This window comes from Mesorhizobium sp. B2-4-1 (genome assembly GCF_006442185.1).
Taxonomy (GTDB): Bacteria; Pseudomonadota; Alphaproteobacteria; order Rhizobiales; family Rhizobiaceae; genus Mesorhizobium.
Genome location: NZ_VFVN01000009.1, coordinates 37,829 through 53,118, shown reverse-complemented (window position 1 = coordinate 53,118; position 15,290 = coordinate 37,829). Strand labels below are relative to the sequence as shown.

Sequence of the window (15,290 nt, the reverse complement as noted above, 5' to 3'; positions counted from 1 at the left end):
CGGGCTACAAAAGCCTGCTTCTAGGCCGGTCTATTTGCTGCCGCCATTCGCCTTGACGCTGCTGCAGAATTCTGGATGGCTGTTGGCGGCGTTGGCGTCCTTGGCCTCGTCATCGCAGGCCGTCATCATCATCTTCTGGTCTTCCGGAGTGAGCGCTTTCCACGCCTTCGTGAACTCGTCGCTGCTGCGCATCTTCTTCATGCTGGAGTCGGTGTAGAAGGGCTGCATCTTGGCCGGGTCGTCGAGTGCCGACGTGCCCTTGTTCGCGGCGGCGAGGGCCGAGCCCGCGAGCATCGAAAGCGTCATCGCGCCGACGCAGATCATCTTGATGTTCATGATAGGATCCTTCCCTGTTGCTCTTCGACCGTCGAAGCAACGATCTTCAAAGAAACGGAAGGTTTGGAGGAAAGTTCCGGTTCGCCATGTCAGCTGAGGCCCGGTCTGAACAAATATATTGTTCAACGGCGGCGAAACTTTCCGCTTTTTTCTTCGTTTGGCTGCATCGTTAGATTTGCAGCGGGGGCACATCGCACGGGATAGCGCCTTCCTGTTCTCCCTAGCGCGGCTGGACCAGAGTCCGCGCCGCCTCCGCTCCCGCCGTCAGCATGCGATCGGACAATTCAGTTCCCTCCACCGCGCGGGACAGTTGAAGGGCGCCGATGAGCGCCGCGAAAACGCCCAATGCAACGCCCTCCGGATCAGGGATTCCAGGCGGCAACTGCGCCGATAGCTGGCGCACCAGAGTCATTAATCGTTCGGTGTAGAGCGCGCGGGTCTCGGATGGCTGACGCGCGATTTCGGGCAACAGCGCCGCCGAAGCACAGCCGGTCTCCGGATGATCCCGGTGCTCGGGCGACAGATACATCCCCAGGGCCAACTCCAGCCCTCCCGAGGCCAACGCCCCCTGCAATTGCTGCGACTGAGCCTCCAGTGCCGCGACCATGCTCTCGCGGACGAGTTCGGCCTTGGATTGAAAGTGTGGATAGAAGGCGCCGTTCGTCATGCCGGCGTCGCTCATGATGCTTGCCAGCCCGGACGCGGCGATGCCGTCACTGCGAAACCGTTCGGCGGCGACCTCCATGATCCGGCTGCGTGATGCGTCCTTCCGGCCTTTTTCGTAGCGCATGGCGCTCCTTCCGCTTCCCTATTGCATTACACCCGTAATGTGATATTACGATCATAATTCAATCATCGCCGAGAGGCAAGACCTCTCGAGTTCGGAGTCACCAGATGAACCGGAATTCAGGAAAGACGGCGATCGTGACCGGCGCCTCCTCCGGCATCGGCCGCGCCAGCGCGGAGGCTTTGGCGCGGGCGGGTTTCACCGTCTTCGGCACCAGCCGCAAAATATCAGGCCAGGGCTCGGACGGGATATCGATGCTGGTTTGTGACGTGACCGATGACGCGTCGGTCGCAGCTCTGGTTTCAGATGTCCTCGCCAGGACCGGCCGGATAGACCTTCTGGTCAACAATGCCGGCGTCGGGCTGCTGGGAGGCGCGGAGGAATCCTCGGTTTCCCAGTCCAAGGCCCTGTTCGATGTCAATCTGTTCGGCGTCATGCGGATGATCAACGCGGTGCTGCCGTCGATGCGGCGGCGCGGCGGGGGGCGCATCGTCAATATCGGCTCGATCCTGGGATTGGTCCCCGCGCCGTACTCGGCCCACTATTCCGCCGTCAAGCACGCGCTCGAAGGCTATTCGGAATCGCTCGACCACGAGGTTCGCGCTTTCAACATCCGGGTTTCGGTCATCGAACCTGCCTTCGTGCGCACCGTGTTCGACCAGAACGGGCTCGAGCCCGATTCCGTCATGAAGGAATACGATCAGGCCCGCGCCGGTATCGACGCATTGCTTCGCGACGTGATGCCGAAAGCAGACCCTCCGGAAGCGGTGGCGAATGTGGTACTCAGGGCCGCCACCGAGAAGCGTCAGCGCCGACGCTACACCGCCGGCAAGACAGCCCGCCTGGTCAGCACGCTGCGGCGGTTCGCGCCCGCCGCGACGTTCGACAAGACCTTGCGCAAGCAGTTCCGCCTGCCTGCCTGAACGGAACGTGCCAAGTCGGTGCCCGCACAAGCAGTTTCGCTGCGCCGAAAGCCCAGCCTGTCCGATATCGGGATTCATTTCAAGAAAGCGAATGTGATGAAAGCCTTTGTCGTCGACAGATATCAGAAGAAGGGCGCCCTGCGGCTTGCAGAGATGCCTGAGCCGGAACCGCGCGACAACGATGTCCTGATCGAGGTCCACGCCGCTGGCGTAAACCTTCTCGATTCCAAACTCCGGGACGGGGAGTTCAAACTCATATTGCCTTACCGCCCGCCATTCATCCTTGGCCATGACGTGGCTGGCATCGTCATTCGCGTCGGGTCGAAAGTACGCAAATTCAAGACCGGCGACGAAGTCTATGCGCGGGCGCGCGACGGACGGATCGGGACATTCGCCGAATTCATCGCCGTCGAAGAAGCCGACGTGGCCTTGAAGCCCGACAGTCTCAGCATGGAGGAGGCGGCCTCCATTCCGCTGGTCGGCCTGACCGCTTGGCAGGTGCTCGTCGACAGGGCAGGGCTGAAGAAAGGGCAGAAGGTGTTCATCCAGGCCGGCTCCGGCGGTGTGGGGACATTCGCCATCCAACTGGCAAAACATCTCGGCGCCACGGTTGCGACGACGGCCAGCGCCGCGAGCGCCGATCTGGTGAGACGTCTCGGAGCCGATGTCGTCATCGACTACAAGAAGGAGGACTTCGAGAAGGTCCTGCATGGCTACGACGTCGTCCTGAACAGCCAGGACCCCAAGACGCTCGAGAAATCCCTGCATGTGCTGAAGCCGGGCGGAAAGCTCATCTCCATCTCCGGTCCACCGGATCCCGAATTTGCCAGGGACAAAGGCCTCAACATTGTCCTGAAACTGGTCCTGCGCCTGCTGAGCCGCGGCATACGCCGCAAGGCCAGACGCGCCGGGGTCGGATATTCGTTCCTGTTCATGTGGGCGCAGGGCGATCAACTGAGCAGGATCACGTCGCTCATCCAATCCGGCGTCATACGCCCTGTCATGGATCAGGTATTCCCATTCGAAAAGACCAACGAGGCGCTGGCCTATGTCGAGACGGGGCGCGCCAAGGGCAAGGTGGTCGTGAAGGTGAGATAGAAGGCGCCGGCGCCGCTCGGCCTGTTGTCAGTCTTGCGCCTTTTAGCCAGGGCGGTCTCAGCCGCTCTCGATCTCTTGGAGATAGAACGCCTTGCTGGGCTGCAAATGGTCGACGCAGAGCTGCGCCAGCACCCAATTGTCCCGGCGCTTCAGCGCCTCGATCATCATCGCGTGGTGCTGGCGCGAGATGTCGAGCTTTTCCCTGTCGGCCAGCGAGTTAGCCCGCACCGGCAGGCTGAGGCGCATGTAATGCTCGATCGAGGCCACCAGATAGGCATTGCCGCAGGCCGAGAACATGGTGAGATGGAAACGATCATTGGCCTCGTGGATGCCGCGCAGGTAGCCGCTCTCGACATGGTCGTTATAGATGCGGAGGATCTGCGTCAGCTCTTCGATCAGCGCATCGCTCGCCGGCAGGCGGATCATCAGCGCCGCCTGGCGCTGCAGCATCTCGCGCACCTCGTAGATCTGCCGCACCTCGTCGGGCGACAGCCGCCGCACCATGGCGCCCTTGTTGCGCTCGCGCGTGACGACGCCTAGCCTTTCGAGCTGATAGAGCGCCTGTCGAATGGTATGGCGCGACACCGGGAAGCGGGCGAGCAGCACGTCCTCGACCAAGCGCGCGCCGGGCGCCAGTCTGCCGAAGATGATGTCTTCCTCCAGCGCGTGGACGATATCGGCTTCCTTGCCGCCATAATCGATCGTGTTGAGCATCGCGCTCCGTCGCGTTTTCGACAGCCTCATGGCGAGGGCCGCTCTTGCCGCCTTGCCACGGCGAAAAAAGAGAACCGGACCGCTTGGCCGGCCGGACCGATTGGCCTTGAGCCCGCCAGCTGCGCCATTACCGCCGACGGTCCCTGCCGCTTGCCGAGCCCCCAGATGGGCCGGGCGAGGGTCGTCGCTGGCCATGCTTTTGTCAAGCGACGCGAGGGACGTCGCCGCCCTGTCAGTTCCTGTCCACCGGCTTTGAGCGCATGCGCGAGACCGTTTCGCGCTCGGCGCGCTTGGAGCGCAGCGGCGGCAGGCCGCGGTCGATCAGGTCCATGTCCTCCAGCACCATGTCGCCCATGCGCTTGAAGGCGATGTCGAGCGCCCCGGCGCGGTGGGCCGAGCGCAGGAAGCCGGGCAAGGCGCGCACCGGGTGGTCCCGCGCCAGCGGCTCCTCGGGGAAGACGTCGCTGGCGGCGAGGATGTGGCCGCCCTTCACCGCCGCCATCAAAGCGGGGAAGTCGACCACGCCGGCGCGGCTGAGCAGGATGAAGGCCGCGCCTTTGCGCATCCTGGCGAAGGCGTCGGCGCCGAGGAAGCCCTGGTTCTCGCTGGTCACCGAGGCGACGACGAAGACGAAGTCGCTGGCGGACAGCACCTCGTCCATCGCGGCCGGCTCGACGCCATTGTCGATTAGAATCGACGGCGGCAGCCAGGGATCGAAGACTTTTGTCCTGGTGCGGAAACCCGACAGCAGCCGGTTCAGCGCGCGGCCGAGATCGCCGAAGCCGATGATGCCGACATCGGCGCCTGACAACAGCCGCGCCGTCCGGTTGCCGTCGCCGCCCCACAATTCCTCGCCCTTGCGGAAGGCAAGGTCGGCATCGACGATGCCGCGGGCGAGGTTGAGCGCCATGGCAAGGCCGAGCTCGGCCACCGGCTCGGCGAAGACCAGGCCCGTTGTGACGACATGGATGCCGCGCGCGAACAGCGTTTCATAGGGCATGTTGTCGATGAGGTTGCTCTCGACATTGAAGACGCAGCGCAGCGCCTTCATCTTCTCCAGCGTCTCGGCCGCGATCGGCGGCTGGCCGACGATGTAGCGGGCCTCGGCCAGCACATCGGCCGGCAGTTTCGCCACGCCGTCCGGCGTCGTCTCGACGATGCGATATTTCGCCTTGAAGCGCGCCAGCTGCGGCGGCGTGAAGATGAGGTCGAGCGTGCGCGGTTCGGGCGCGCTGATGACCAGCGGCAGGGCGCTGTCGGACATGGCGAATTCCTCCCGGCGCGATCGTTTTGGCGCCCTTCTGGATGCAATCTATCCCGGATTAAACGACTTACAACATGCATACGGAGGAGGAAAATTTCGCGACAAGAAAGGCGGGATTGCGGCTGGGGCGAGGGGCCGTTCTTGCACAAGGGCCCAAAAAAGGGAAAGGGAATGCGCTTCTGGCGCCGCAACCAACCACCGCTCCATACGTTGATCCATGCCGGACCGATTCCGGCTTACTCCAGAGCCTCACCCCGCCGGCCATGACTGGCGGGGGCTTTTTGCGGGAGGGCCGTATCGACCTTATGCGCAGGCCGTCGTCAGCGCCTGCCGCTCGTTTGCTTCCAGCGCGGCGCGATCGCGGAACCGTCGATGAATTCAAGGCCGCCCGCCTCGTTGAGCGTGTGCAGCTTGCGCCCGCTCCATAACGCGCCAGGCGTCAAGATGGTCTCGACAACCTGGCTCATGCCGTCCAAGTCCAGGTGAACAATGCTTGCGATGCCGAGCGCCGCGCCATAGCTCCTGCGGCAGTCCTGCACGGGGCGCAGCAATTGGCCCTCCCGTTCTACCATGCGGCCCGCCGGTCGCGCCGAGGCGATGTCGATCAGGACGGGGTTTTTGGGGTGCGGCGTCCACGGTCCGCGAAAGTCCGGCGCCGACCACAGATGCAGCGCGTCGGAAAAGGCGCCGCCGCCGTCCCTGACGGTGGCGAACAGCCACCATCGTCCGCCATGCTCGACCAGGGTGGCGTCGCTGGCGACGATGTCTGACAGCAGCGTCGCTTCCTTGACCCAGCCGCCAGGGAAGGCGGTGGCGCGGTAGAGGTCGACCGTGCGGTTGGCGCAGCTCTCCGGCACCATCCAGACTTCGCCGTCGCGCTCGAAGACGAACGGATAGGACAGGTGATAGGGCAGGTCGAGCACCGGTTCCGGGCGGCCGATCGGCCCCGACGGGCCGAACGGCACGGCGGAGATGATGGCCCGGCCCAAACGGTGGATATAGTCCTCGACGAACAGGGTCACCTTGCCCTGATGCAGGATCGGGAACGGGTCGGCGTAGAAGCGGCTGCCGTCGTCGGGCAGCACCTGCCAGCCCGTTGCCGGATGCGCCCGCAGGTCGAGCAGGTCCTGCCCCTGCGTTTGCCGCCAGCCGACCTTCCAGTGCGGGGCGTTGTAGCAGAGATGGTAGATCTTCTGGACGACGCGCCGCGCCAGCGCCTTGCCAGCCCTGACGCCAAGCTTGGCGGCGGACGGCATGGCGGGCGCGGCATTGCCGTGCGCCGGCTCCGGCAGGACGGGGAGAGCGTGCCGCGCCGCGCCGGTCATCGCCGCCAGGATCAGGCTCGCGGTGCGCGCCAGCATATCCTGGAACGAGGCAAGCGCGATGCCGCCATATTCGGTGCCCAAGCGGCCTTCGGCGAGGTACGTACCGTTTTCCTCTATACGGCCAATCGGCGTTCGCCCATCGAGGATCAGCGCCAGCAGGGCAGCTTCGCCCGCGGCGCCATCATAGGTCACGCGCCAGACGCGGGTTCCTTCGCGCTGCACGTCGCCGCAGAGGTCGATCACCAGATCGGGCGCTGCCGGCGGCCGCGCTTGATAGGGCGCCAGCGCCGAAAGCGGCAGGCGTTTCGCCAGCCCGTTCGCGGACAGGCCATGGATGGCCGTTTCCAGCTGAAACAGCGCCGCGGCGCTGGGTGGTATGCCGCCCTCGGCCGGCCCGAGATCGACAGAGACCTCGACATGCGCCAGCGCCGCCAGGCGCTCCAGCAGCGTCAGGTGAAAGGCACGCGGGCATTCGCTGTCCAGGCGCAGGCTCACCTGCATGTCGCATCCTCATCGTTGTGATGTTCGGTATTGGGCCGGTGTTTGGACGCGGGAAACGGCCGGACGGATGAAGTGTTGCCCCATTCCATGTCATTCCCCCGTTGCCCGCGCCGTATCAACACTCGCGCCTCTTCTAGGCAAACTCCGTGCCAAAATTCACAAGAGCTCTCAATATAATTAACAGTGTTTTAACAGTTGGAAGCATAGCTAAGACAAAGCCGCAATTTGATCTTTGCAGGCGCATGGAGTGTTGTCGGAGCGACCCTTGCAATCATCCCTGCTCTCGTTGCCGCAACAATACGCTCCGGAGGCGATGCAATACGCGCCCGAAGCGGTGCCGTTGGCGCCATCCTACCCGGCCTCGACCGTCGAGCTGGGCGACGTGAAGCGCATATTGATGCGCCGCCGTTCCCTCATCTTTGCCATCACCGCGCTGCTGACCCTCGGCGCCCTGCTCTATGGGCTTTTGACGCCGGCGCTCTACAGCTCGGCGGCGGAAATCATCATCGATCCGCAAGACCTGCAGGTGGTCAGCAACGACGTCAATCCGAGCCAGGTGCCGCCCGACGGCGGCATAACCCGTGTGGAAAGCCAGGTCAGCGTCGTCCAGTCGACGGGGGTGCTGCTCAGGGCCATCAAGGCGACCAACCTGACTGAGGATCCTGAATTCAACGGGCAGGGCATGCTGGGACGCTTACTCGGCGGATTGCTGGGTTCGGGGTCGGGCGAAGCCGACAAGACGGCCAAGACACTCGATGCGTTGCGCGCACGCCTGGCGGTGCGGCGAGCGGACAAAGTGCTGGTCATCGAGGTGATCATCACCACCAAGAACGCCGAGAAGTCGGCGATGCTGGCCAATGCGATCGCGCAGGCCTATCTGGCGGATCAGGCGAGCTCACGCGCGCGGATGGCCAAGGACGCTTCGGACGCCATCGCCGCGCGACTGGATGAGCAGCGCAAGCGCGTCCAGCAGGCCGAGAATGCCGTCGAGGCCTACAGGTCCGCCAACAACATGGTGATGGCGGCAGGCAATCTGGTCAGCGACCAGGAACTGACCGAGCTGAATACGCAGCTTTCGGCAGCGCAAAGCCGTACCGCGGCGCTGAAGGCGCAGGTCGACCAGTTGCGCAGGTCGGGCGGGGCGCCGGACGCGACCTCGGAAGCGATGCGCTCCTCGGTAATTTCGAGCCTCAGGGCGCAGGAGGCGACGCTTGTCGACAAGGTATCGCAGTTCGGCACGGAACTTGGGCCACGCCATCCCTCGATGATCGCGGCGCAGCAGCAGCTGCGCGACACGCGTGCGCTGATCGGGCGAGAGCTCGGCCGCATCGGAGCGGCTGCCGAGACCGACTACGAGCGAGCGCTGGCCAACCAGCAGGCGCTGGAGGCCAAGGTCGCCGGCATGAAGACCAAGTCGCTCGATACGGACCAGGCTTCGGTCAAGCTGCGCGAGTTGCAGCGCGATCTCGAGGCCGTCCGCTCCGTCTATGCCAACTATCTGCAGCGTGTGCAGGAGACGCGCGAGCAGATCAACGTCGACAGCACCAATGCGCGGATCATCTCCAGCGCCATGCCGGCCCTGAAGAAGAGCTGGCCGCCGCTGTCGCTGCTTGTCCTGGGCGCGCTCTTCGGCGGCCTGGGGCTCGGCACCGGCCTGGCGCTGATCGCGGAATATTCCTCGCCCACGGTGCTTTCCAGCGCGCAGATGCAATCGGCCATCGACGCGCCGGTGCTTGGCGTGGTGCCGGCAAAATCGGGCAACACCCGTCGCTGGTGGCCTTTCGGCGGCACGGCCGCCGCGGCGAGCCAGAAGACGGACGCGGTTGTGGGGCTGGCGCTGAGGCGCATGTTCTCGTCGGGCCGGCGCCCGCCGGACTGGCCGCTGGTGCCGTCCATACTGGTGACGTCGCCGCCCGAGGACGCCGCGCATCGCGGCAGGGTGGCGCGCTTGCTGGCCAATGCCGCGGCCGCCCGGGGCGGCCGTATCCTGTTCATCGATACCAATGCCGGCGGCGGCCAGAAAGATCAGCAGCCGGGCGTACTCGACGTGCTGCGCGGCGAATACGGCATCGAGGCGTTGAGCCAGTATACGCCCGGCAGCAATGTCGCGCTTTTGGGCAGGGGCCGGTCAAAGGCCGTCTTCCAGGAAGCGCAGGGCGTCTATTTTGCCCAGCAGATGTTGGCCCAGGCGGGCCGCAACTTCGAACTCGTCGTCATCGATGGCGGCGCGCTGGCCGACAACCTCAATGCCTCGCCGCTGGTAGCGATGGCCGACGAAATCCTGCTCGTCGCCACGCTGAACTCGACGCCGATGCGCGATGTCGCGGCGGCCTCGCAGGCCATTTCCGTCATGGGGCGGTTGCCGACCGGCGCCTTGCTGGTCGACGAGGCGGCCTGACATGGCCGCCGTCCGGCCCGCCAGCCCGGCAGCCGGCTGGGCCGCGCCGGGTCAAGCCGCCGCCGCATCCCGCACCGGCAATTCCATCGACTGGGTGACCCGCTTCGGCCTGGTCGTCACGGTGGCGGTGCTGTTCGCCGTTTCCGGCGGCATGCTATGGCTGGTGGGCTACAATTACGACGGCCTGCTCGGCAGTCCGGCCACCAAGATCCATCCGTCGACCTATCTCCTGGTGCTGGTGTTTGCCTGGCGTTCATGCACGTTCGGCAATCCGGTCGGCTATATGGCTGCCGTTGCCGACCGGCGGCCGGCCAGCGCGCTGATGGCGGTCATCTCGGTCGTGCTCCTGGTGGTGGTCGTCGTCAGGCATCGCCCGGGCATGGCGGGCATGGTCGATACGTTCGTGACGGCGGCGCTGCTGGTGCTGATGCTGGCCGAGGACGACGACCGGACCTTCGCGCGGCTGCAGACGGTCGTTCACGCGGTGATGTCGGCGAATGCGGTGCTGGCGCTGTTCGAGTTCGCGACCAAGACGCTGGTGTTTCCCTACCGGCTCGACGGCGAGGTGTTCACGGACCTGCGCTCGACCGCGCTTCAGGGCCATCCGCTGGCCAATGCCACGATCACCGCGGTCTATGTGCTGGCGCTGCTCTCCGGCTCACGGTCGCTGTCGATGCCGCTGCGGCTTTCGCTGATCGGCCTGCAAACCGCGGCGCTGGTCGCCTTCGGCGGACGTTCGGCGATGGTGATCACGCTCGCGCTCGGCGGCATCTATCTGCTTTTCAGCGGCGTTGCCTATCTGCGGCATGGACGCGTCAGCCTGCTGGGCGCGGCCCTTGCGGTCCTGCTCGCCACGCTGCTGCCGGTGGCGGTCGCCCTTCTCTTTTCCTATGGCTTCTTCGACGCGCTGCTGGAGCGCTTCGTGTCCGACAGCGGCAGCGCCAATGCCCGCGTCGAAATGTTCGACCTCTTCAAGAATCTAGGGCTGGGCGACCTGATCGTGGGGCCTGATATCGATCTGATCGAAAGCATGCGCCGCATCAACGGCCTGGAACAAGGCATCGAGAACCCGATCATACGCATGGTGCTCTATCAGGGCGCCTTCTTTACCCTGCTGATGCTGTTCGGCTTCGTGCTGTTCATGCACGAGGTGGCACGCCGCTGCCATCCCGGCATCTGGCTGCCCATGCTGGGCTGGCTGATCCTGCTCAACACCTCCGAGACCCTCGCCTCCAAGACGACGCTGTTGACCAAATTCGTAGTGCTGGCGCTGGTGCTGTACCGGCCGGCGCGGGCGGTGGCGCGGCAAAAGACGCAAGCAGCGCGCGTAACTGGAGACGACCCGCGAAGAGGGCTGCCTCTCCACCGCTAGCGGCAGGTTCCCCCGCGTTTCGCCAAGACGCCGGCATGTGACATGGGGCTCAGCCAGGACGCCGGGAAAGCGCTTCTTAAGGCTTTCCACGCCCGAAAGCGGGTGCGGTCGTCACCTGCCAATATAGGCGGCCAGTTCATCGGGCGTGCCGTTCGGGAAGGCCTGTTTTAGAAAGTCCATGAACGCCGACACTCGCGCGCTGAGTAGCCGTCGAGAGGGGTAGAGCGTCCATAGAGCGATCTCGGGGCCGTCGATCTCCCCCCAACTTACCAGTGTCCCGTCAGCCAGGTCGTGGCTGACCAACGAAATGGGAAGATGTGCCGCACCGACGCCGGCCCGCACCGCGTCCCGGACCATGATGAGCGTCGACAAGGCGAGGACCGGCTCGATCCTGATCGTTGACCGGCCACCTTGTGTCTTCACGTGCAATGTCTGCAGATCGCCTGCCCCGCGCGCAACGCCAGGAGCGGCAAGTCCACCGGTCGGGCGAGGAAGGTCGGGGCGAGCCACCACGACCAGACGATCGCGCAGAAACGCCCGTCCGACCAGGCTTTCGTCGGGATCCGGATTGACCCGGATCACAAGGTCATAGCCTTCCTCGATCATGTCCACGGCCCGGTCCTCGGTCGTGACCTCCAGCCTCACCTCCGGATATTTGAGGGCGAAACCCGCAGCGATCCTTCCCATTGCGGTCTGAGAAAAATGCAAAGGCGCGCTGATCCGCAGCTTCCCCTTCGGTCTCTGACCGCCCGAGGCAATCGCCGAAGCGGTCTCGTCGAGTTCGGCGAGCAACGCTCCCGTCCGCTCGAAGAGCGCCCGTCCTTCTTCGGTGAGCTTGAGGTTACGCGCACCCCGTTCAAACAGGCGCAGATCAAGACTGCTTTCCAGTTCGCCAACGCGCCGGGACAGGGTTGCCTTGGGCCGGCCGGTCGCCCTTGCCGCTTTGCCGAAGCCGCCATGACGGGCAACGAGATTGAAATCGGCGAGGGCAAGGAGGTCCATGTGTGTTCCACCAGTGAGACGACGTGTCTAAAATTTCCGCCTGTTGGGCTGTTAGTGAGCCACACATATTGGAGCTGTCAAGCAATCCAACAGGAGAAATTTCATGACCATTCTCGTTACCGGCGCCACGGGCAACATTGGCCGCCAAGTCGTCGAACATCTCGTCAAGCGCGACGCGGATGTGCGTGCTCTCGTCCGCGATCCGTCGAAAGCCAACTTCCCGGCAGGCGTCTCCGTCGTGCAAGGCGACTTTCTCGATGTCGATTCGCTGCGGAAAGCCATGTCCGGAGTCTCTACTCTGTTCCTCTTGAACGCCGTGGTACCGGACGAATTCACCCAAGCTTTGGTCGCGCTCAACGTCGCCCGATCTGCCGGCATCGAGCGGATCGTCTATCTGTCTGTGGTCCACGCTGACGTCTATGTGAACGTACCCCATTTCGCGGGCAAGTTCGGCGTCGAGCGGATGATCGAGGAGATGGACTTCAAGGCTACGATCTTGCGCCCGGCCTACTTCATCCAGAACGATCTGATGATCGAAGACGTCATCACCGGCTACGGCACCTACCCAATGCCGATCGGCGCCAAAGGGCTCGCCATGATCGACGTGCGTGATATCGCCGAGATCGCCGCCCTCGAGCTGCTGCGCCGCGAACAGTCTGCGGAGCCGCTTGTGCTCGACCGGATCAACCTCGTCGGCCCGGAGACACTGACCGGGACGGATATCGCCGCAATCTGGTCAGAGGTGCTTGGCCGCCCGATCAACTACGGCGGCGACAATACCGAAGGCTTCGAGCAAAATCTCAAGCAACTCTTGCCCGCCTGGATGGCCTACGACATGCGCCTGATGGGCGAGCGGTTCTTGACCAACGGGATGCTGCCTGAGGCCGGCGACGTCGAGCGCCTGACTGCCTTGCTCGGACGCCCACTGCGCCCATATCGCGACTTCGCCTCGGCGATCGCTGCCTCCGCTTGACGGAAGCAGGGACAAGCAACGGGGATACGTAGTCTAGCCCGGCATCTCCAGCCCAAGCGCCTCGATCATCGCCGGGTCCAGAGCGCGCGTGGTGTCGTCCATCATGCCCATGCCGTCGAAGAGGGCCCAAAAGGCCCAGGCAAAGCCGAACGACTCGGCGCTTTGCCTGACGTCGGCGATGTAGCGGGCGCGGTCGGGATCGGGCGCGGCGACATAGCGGGCGTCGGTGCGCAGCGCGCCGAACTCACCCATGACAATGCGTTCGGGCGCGATGCCGTGGCTATCGGCCCAATCGCGCGCCTGGCTAAGATATTTGTCGATGAACCAGCGGCCGGGCTGGGCGTCAAAATAGACCTTCAGCACGCGCTCGGTTTCCGCGTAGGCGGCTTTCTTGTCCGCTTCGGAGGTTTCTGTGTCCTCGGCCATGCGCGCCCGCACCGAAGCCAGCGTCGCCTCGAGCGAACCGGCCGAGGCGGGCCACGGCACGTTGTTGAGCGAGCGGTAGACCGGCTCGCTCATCCACGGCGCGCCCTGGTGGCTGAACAGGTAGGGCTCGTAGAAGTGGAAGGTGAACAGGATCGGTTCGAAGGGCGAGAGCGGCGCCGGATCGAGCGCGGTCAGCCCGCTCACCATGGAGCCGCAGCCACCGGTCACGACCAGCGGCAGGGTAACGGACGATGCCCTGGCTTCGGTCAGGAGCGCGAACTGGACCTGCGACCAAACGTTGGACTCGCAGGATTGCTGCGGCTCGTTGACCGGCTCCAGCGCGACCTTGCCCGATGGAAACCGCGCCAGCCGGCCGGCAAGCTCGCCGATCAGCGTCCGATAGAGATCGAAGGCGGGCGCGGCAGTGCTGGAGACCATGCGGTGCGGATTCCAATAGTGGGTCGCGCTATTGGCCTGCACGTTGACGATGATGCCGAGGTCGGCGTCGAGGGCGGCGGTGACGGCCCGATCGAGCATCGCCAGCAAACGGCCGCGCGTGCCGGCATCGCCGGCCAGGAACGGGCCGGGATCGACCGGCAGGCGGATGAAATCGAGACCCGTCGCGCGCAGCCTGCGCAGATCGGCCGCCGTCGGGACCGGCCGCTGCTGGAATGGAGGCCAGTCGTAGTCGGTACGGGGTGCGGGGAATTCGCGCGTCAGCGAAAACCAGGGGAAGGCGTTGACGCCGCGCCGGAAGCGCCATTCGCCGGTGGCGGCCAGGCTGGACGACACGGGAGAAAGCGGCGCGAACAACGCCGCCGTGGACAGCGCCGCTCCGAGAACCCGCCGGCGCGACCACGTCGTCATGCGTGCGAGGGATGGTCGACCGGAACGGCCTCGCCGGCGACGACGCCGAGCAGCCGGAAGGCTTCATTCTCATAGGCCAGCAGCACGTCTTCCCAGCGGAAGGCTTCGCGGGCGCGCGCCCTGGCGGCCTCACCGCAACTCTCGACCAGGGCGTCGTCTTCGATGGCCCGATCGATCCGGCCGGCGCAAGTGCCGGTATCGGTGAAATAGAGGGCGGCGGCGCCCGCGGTCCACCTGTTGTAGGGATTGTCGTGGGCGATCACCATGTTGCCGGCCGCCAGCGCCTCGACCAATGACGGGTTGGTGCCGCCGACCGTGTGGCCATGCATATAGGCGCGCGCGTGGTACCGCAGCGCCTTCACGGTCGCCTGGTCATAGATGGCCCCGGGCAGGACCACCGAGCCGTTCGCGGCCTTGCGGATGGCGGCGTGATAGGGGATTTCATCCGAGAGCGTTCCAAGCACCACCAGCTTCATGTCGCGCTTTTTGCTGCAAAAGGCCTCGACGATCGGCAGGATGTTGTTGTCGGGCTCGATGCGTGCGATCGAGATCAGGTACTTTCCAGGTTCGAGCCCGAGCGCCCTGACCGGTGCCTCCGGCGCCGTCGTCACCGGATCGCCGCCATAGGGGATGGTGACGATCGCGCTGCGCGGCCGGCGTGTCGCCAAATGATCGGCGATGACAGGATGATCGGCGACGAGGCGATGCGAGGTCCAGGCGCCGATCCATTCGTTGAGCCAGAACCAGCTTCGCGCCGCCAGGCCCCATTTGGGGCGGCGCCATTCGATGCCGTCCATGTTGGTCATGATCTTGCGCCGCATCAGCCTGAGCCAGGTCAGGAAAAGCGCGCCATTGTAACCCAGCACGAGGCACACGCCGGGCCGCCGCACGGCATCGCGCACGCATTGCCAGTCGAATTCCAGCGTCGCGCGCGGACCTTTCGAGGCGACCTGGATGTGGATGAGTTCGATGCCGCGCCAGGTTTCGCTGCGCACCCTGTGCTCGACACGCTCGACTTCGTCCTGGCAGTAAACGCCGACCCTCCAGCCGCGTCCGGCGAGGAAAAGCGCCAGCTTCTCGGCGAAGGTTTCAAAACCGCCGTGGGCCGCGGGTATGCCGCGCGTTCCCAGGATCAGGATGGAGGGCTTTGATGTCATGGCCGACGGGACTTTCCGGAATGTTCATTGCACCAGAACCCACCCTGCGACTTCCAGCCGGGCAAGAGTGGGAGCAACTGTCGCAGAACGTCGTAAAAAATTCTTACCAAACGCCGGAGTTGTTTCATTATCGGTCAACTTTCCGGG

At 64.7% G+C, this 15,290-nt stretch carries 13 protein-coding genes; 5 read left to right on the top strand and 8 right to left on the bottom strand.

Translation table 11 applies throughout. From position 1 onward, the window contains the following. Positions 1-30 precede the first annotated feature (30 nt). Both FJ949_RS21990 and FJ949_RS21985 read right to left on the bottom strand, forming a co-directional pair. Complete coding sequence (locus FJ949_RS21990; RefSeq protein ID WP_140499097.1) at positions 31-336, bottom strand: hypothetical protein; 306 nt, start codon at positions 334-336, stop codon at positions 31-33. Positions 337-556: 220 nt separating this feature from the next. Then, positions 557-1,126 (bottom strand): TetR/AcrR family transcriptional regulator, encoded by a 570-nt coding sequence (locus FJ949_RS21985; protein ID WP_140499095.1) that lies wholly within the window; start codon positions 1,124-1,126, stop codon positions 557-559. A gap of 104 nt (positions 1,127-1,230) precedes the next feature. Here FJ949_RS21985 and FJ949_RS21980 point away from each other — a divergent pair, with 104 nt between their 5' ends. Beyond that, a complete protein-coding gene (locus FJ949_RS21980; RefSeq protein ID WP_140499093.1) occupies positions 1,231-2,046 on the top strand; it encodes an oxidoreductase in 816 nt (271 codons plus the stop codon). A 96-nt stretch (positions 2,047-2,142) separates the two neighbouring features. Next, the gene (locus tag FJ949_RS21975) at positions 2,143-3,144 is read left to right on the top strand and encodes an NADP-dependent oxidoreductase (RefSeq protein ID WP_140499092.1); all 1,002 of its coding nucleotides are present in this window, start codon (positions 2,143-2,145) and stop codon (positions 3,142-3,144) included. Between the two features lie 57 nt (positions 3,145-3,201). Here FJ949_RS21975 and FJ949_RS21970 read toward each other — a convergent pair whose 3' ends face one another. The 3 genes from FJ949_RS21970 to FJ949_RS21960 all read right to left on the bottom strand — a co-directional run bounded on the left by FJ949_RS21970 (position 3,202) and on the right by FJ949_RS21960 (position 6,948). Further along, positions 3,202-3,858 carry a GntR family transcriptional regulator gene (locus FJ949_RS21970; protein ID WP_140499090.1) on the bottom strand — a complete coding sequence of 219 codons (657 nt, stop codon included), beginning with the start codon at positions 3,856-3,858 and terminating at the stop codon, positions 3,202-3,204. Between the two features lie 232 nt (positions 3,859-4,090). Beyond that, positions 4,091-5,122: a hydroxyacid dehydrogenase gene (locus FJ949_RS21965; protein WP_140499087.1), complete on the bottom strand. Its 1,032-nt coding sequence runs from the start codon at positions 5,120-5,122 to the stop codon at positions 4,091-4,093. Between the two features lie 320 nt (positions 5,123-5,442). Then, positions 5,443-6,948 carry a formyl transferase gene (locus tag FJ949_RS21960; RefSeq protein ID WP_140499085.1) on the bottom strand — a complete coding sequence of 502 codons (1,506 nt, stop codon included), beginning with the start codon at positions 6,946-6,948 and terminating at the stop codon, positions 5,443-5,445. Positions 6,949-7,213: 265 nt separating this feature from the next. On the opposite strand from FJ949_RS21960, the gene FJ949_RS21955 reads away from it, so the two are divergent. After that, complete coding sequence (locus tag FJ949_RS21955) at positions 7,214-9,346, top strand: exopolysaccharide transport family protein (RefSeq protein WP_140499083.1); 2,133 nt, start codon at positions 7,214-7,216, stop codon at positions 9,344-9,346. 1 nt (position 9,347) lies between these two features. Beyond that, positions 9,348-10,718 (top strand): VpsF family polysaccharide biosynthesis protein, encoded by a 1,371-nt coding sequence (locus tag FJ949_RS21950; RefSeq protein WP_140499081.1) that lies wholly within the window; start codon positions 9,348-9,350, stop codon positions 10,716-10,718. 111 nt (positions 10,719-10,829) lie between these two features. On the opposite strand, the gene FJ949_RS21945 is transcribed toward FJ949_RS21950, so the two are convergent. Then, positions 10,830-11,720, bottom strand: coding sequence for a LysR family transcriptional regulator (locus FJ949_RS21945; RefSeq protein WP_140499079.1), 891 nt, complete (start codon positions 11,718-11,720; stop codon positions 10,830-10,832). A gap of 103 nt (positions 11,721-11,823) precedes the next feature. Between FJ949_RS21945 and FJ949_RS21940 the strand changes: the two genes are divergently transcribed. Next, positions 11,824-12,693, top strand: coding sequence for an NmrA/HSCARG family protein (locus FJ949_RS21940; RefSeq protein ID WP_140499077.1), 870 nt, complete (start codon positions 11,824-11,826; stop codon positions 12,691-12,693). 33 nt (positions 12,694-12,726) lie between these two features. Here the strand turns inward: FJ949_RS21940 and FJ949_RS21935 are convergent, their stop codons facing one another. Then, positions 12,727-13,986, bottom strand: coding sequence for a cellulase family glycosylhydrolase (locus FJ949_RS21935; protein WP_140499075.1), 1,260 nt, complete (start codon positions 13,984-13,986; stop codon positions 12,727-12,729). Then, positions 13,983-15,143, bottom strand: coding sequence for a DUF1972 domain-containing protein (locus tag FJ949_RS21930; RefSeq protein WP_140499073.1), 1,161 nt, complete (start codon positions 15,141-15,143; stop codon positions 13,983-13,985). The genes FJ949_RS21935 and FJ949_RS21930 overlap by 4 nt, the downstream gene beginning before the upstream one ends. Between the last annotated feature and the right edge of the window lie 147 nt (positions 15,144-15,290).

Bases quoted from the DNA above. Each gene is read 5' to 3' on its own strand.
- FJ949_RS21990 (WP_140499097.1), bottom strand. From the start codon at position 336: ATGAACATCAAGATGATCTGCGTCGGCGCGATGACGCTTTCGATGCTC.
- FJ949_RS21985 (WP_140499095.1), bottom strand. From the start codon at position 1,126: ATGCGCTACGAAAAAGGCCGGAAGGACGCATCACGCAGCCGGATCATG.
- FJ949_RS21980 (WP_140499093.1), top strand. From the start codon at position 1,231: ATGAACCGGAATTCAGGAAAGACGGCGATCGTGACCGGCGCCTCCTCC.
- FJ949_RS21975 (WP_140499092.1), top strand. From the start codon at position 2,143: ATGAAAGCCTTTGTCGTCGACAGATATCAGAAGAAGGGCGCCCTGCGG.
- FJ949_RS21970 (WP_140499090.1), bottom strand. From the start codon at position 3,858: ATGCTCAACACGATCGATTATGGCGGCAAGGAAGCCGATATCGTCCAC.
- FJ949_RS21965 (WP_140499087.1), bottom strand. From the start codon at position 5,122: ATGTCCGACAGCGCCCTGCCGCTGGTCATCAGCGCGCCCGAACCGCGC.
- FJ949_RS21960 (WP_140499085.1), bottom strand. From the start codon at position 6,948: ATGCAGGTGAGCCTGCGCCTGGACAGCGAATGCCCGCGTGCCTTTCAC.
- FJ949_RS21950 (WP_140499081.1), top strand. From the start codon at position 9,348: ATGGCCGCCGTCCGGCCCGCCAGCCCGGCAGCCGGCTGGGCCGCGCCG.
- FJ949_RS21945 (WP_140499079.1), bottom strand. From the start codon at position 11,720: ATGGACCTCCTTGCCCTCGCCGATTTCAATCTCGTTGCCCGTCATGGC.
- FJ949_RS21940 (WP_140499077.1), top strand. From the start codon at position 11,824: ATGACCATTCTCGTTACCGGCGCCACGGGCAACATTGGCCGCCAAGTC.
- FJ949_RS21935 (WP_140499075.1), bottom strand. From the start codon at position 13,986: ATGACGACGTGGTCGCGCCGGCGGGTTCTCGGAGCGGCGCTGTCCACG.
- FJ949_RS21930 (WP_140499073.1), bottom strand. From the start codon at position 15,143: ATGACATCAAAGCCCTCCATCCTGATCCTGGGAACGCGCGGCATACCC.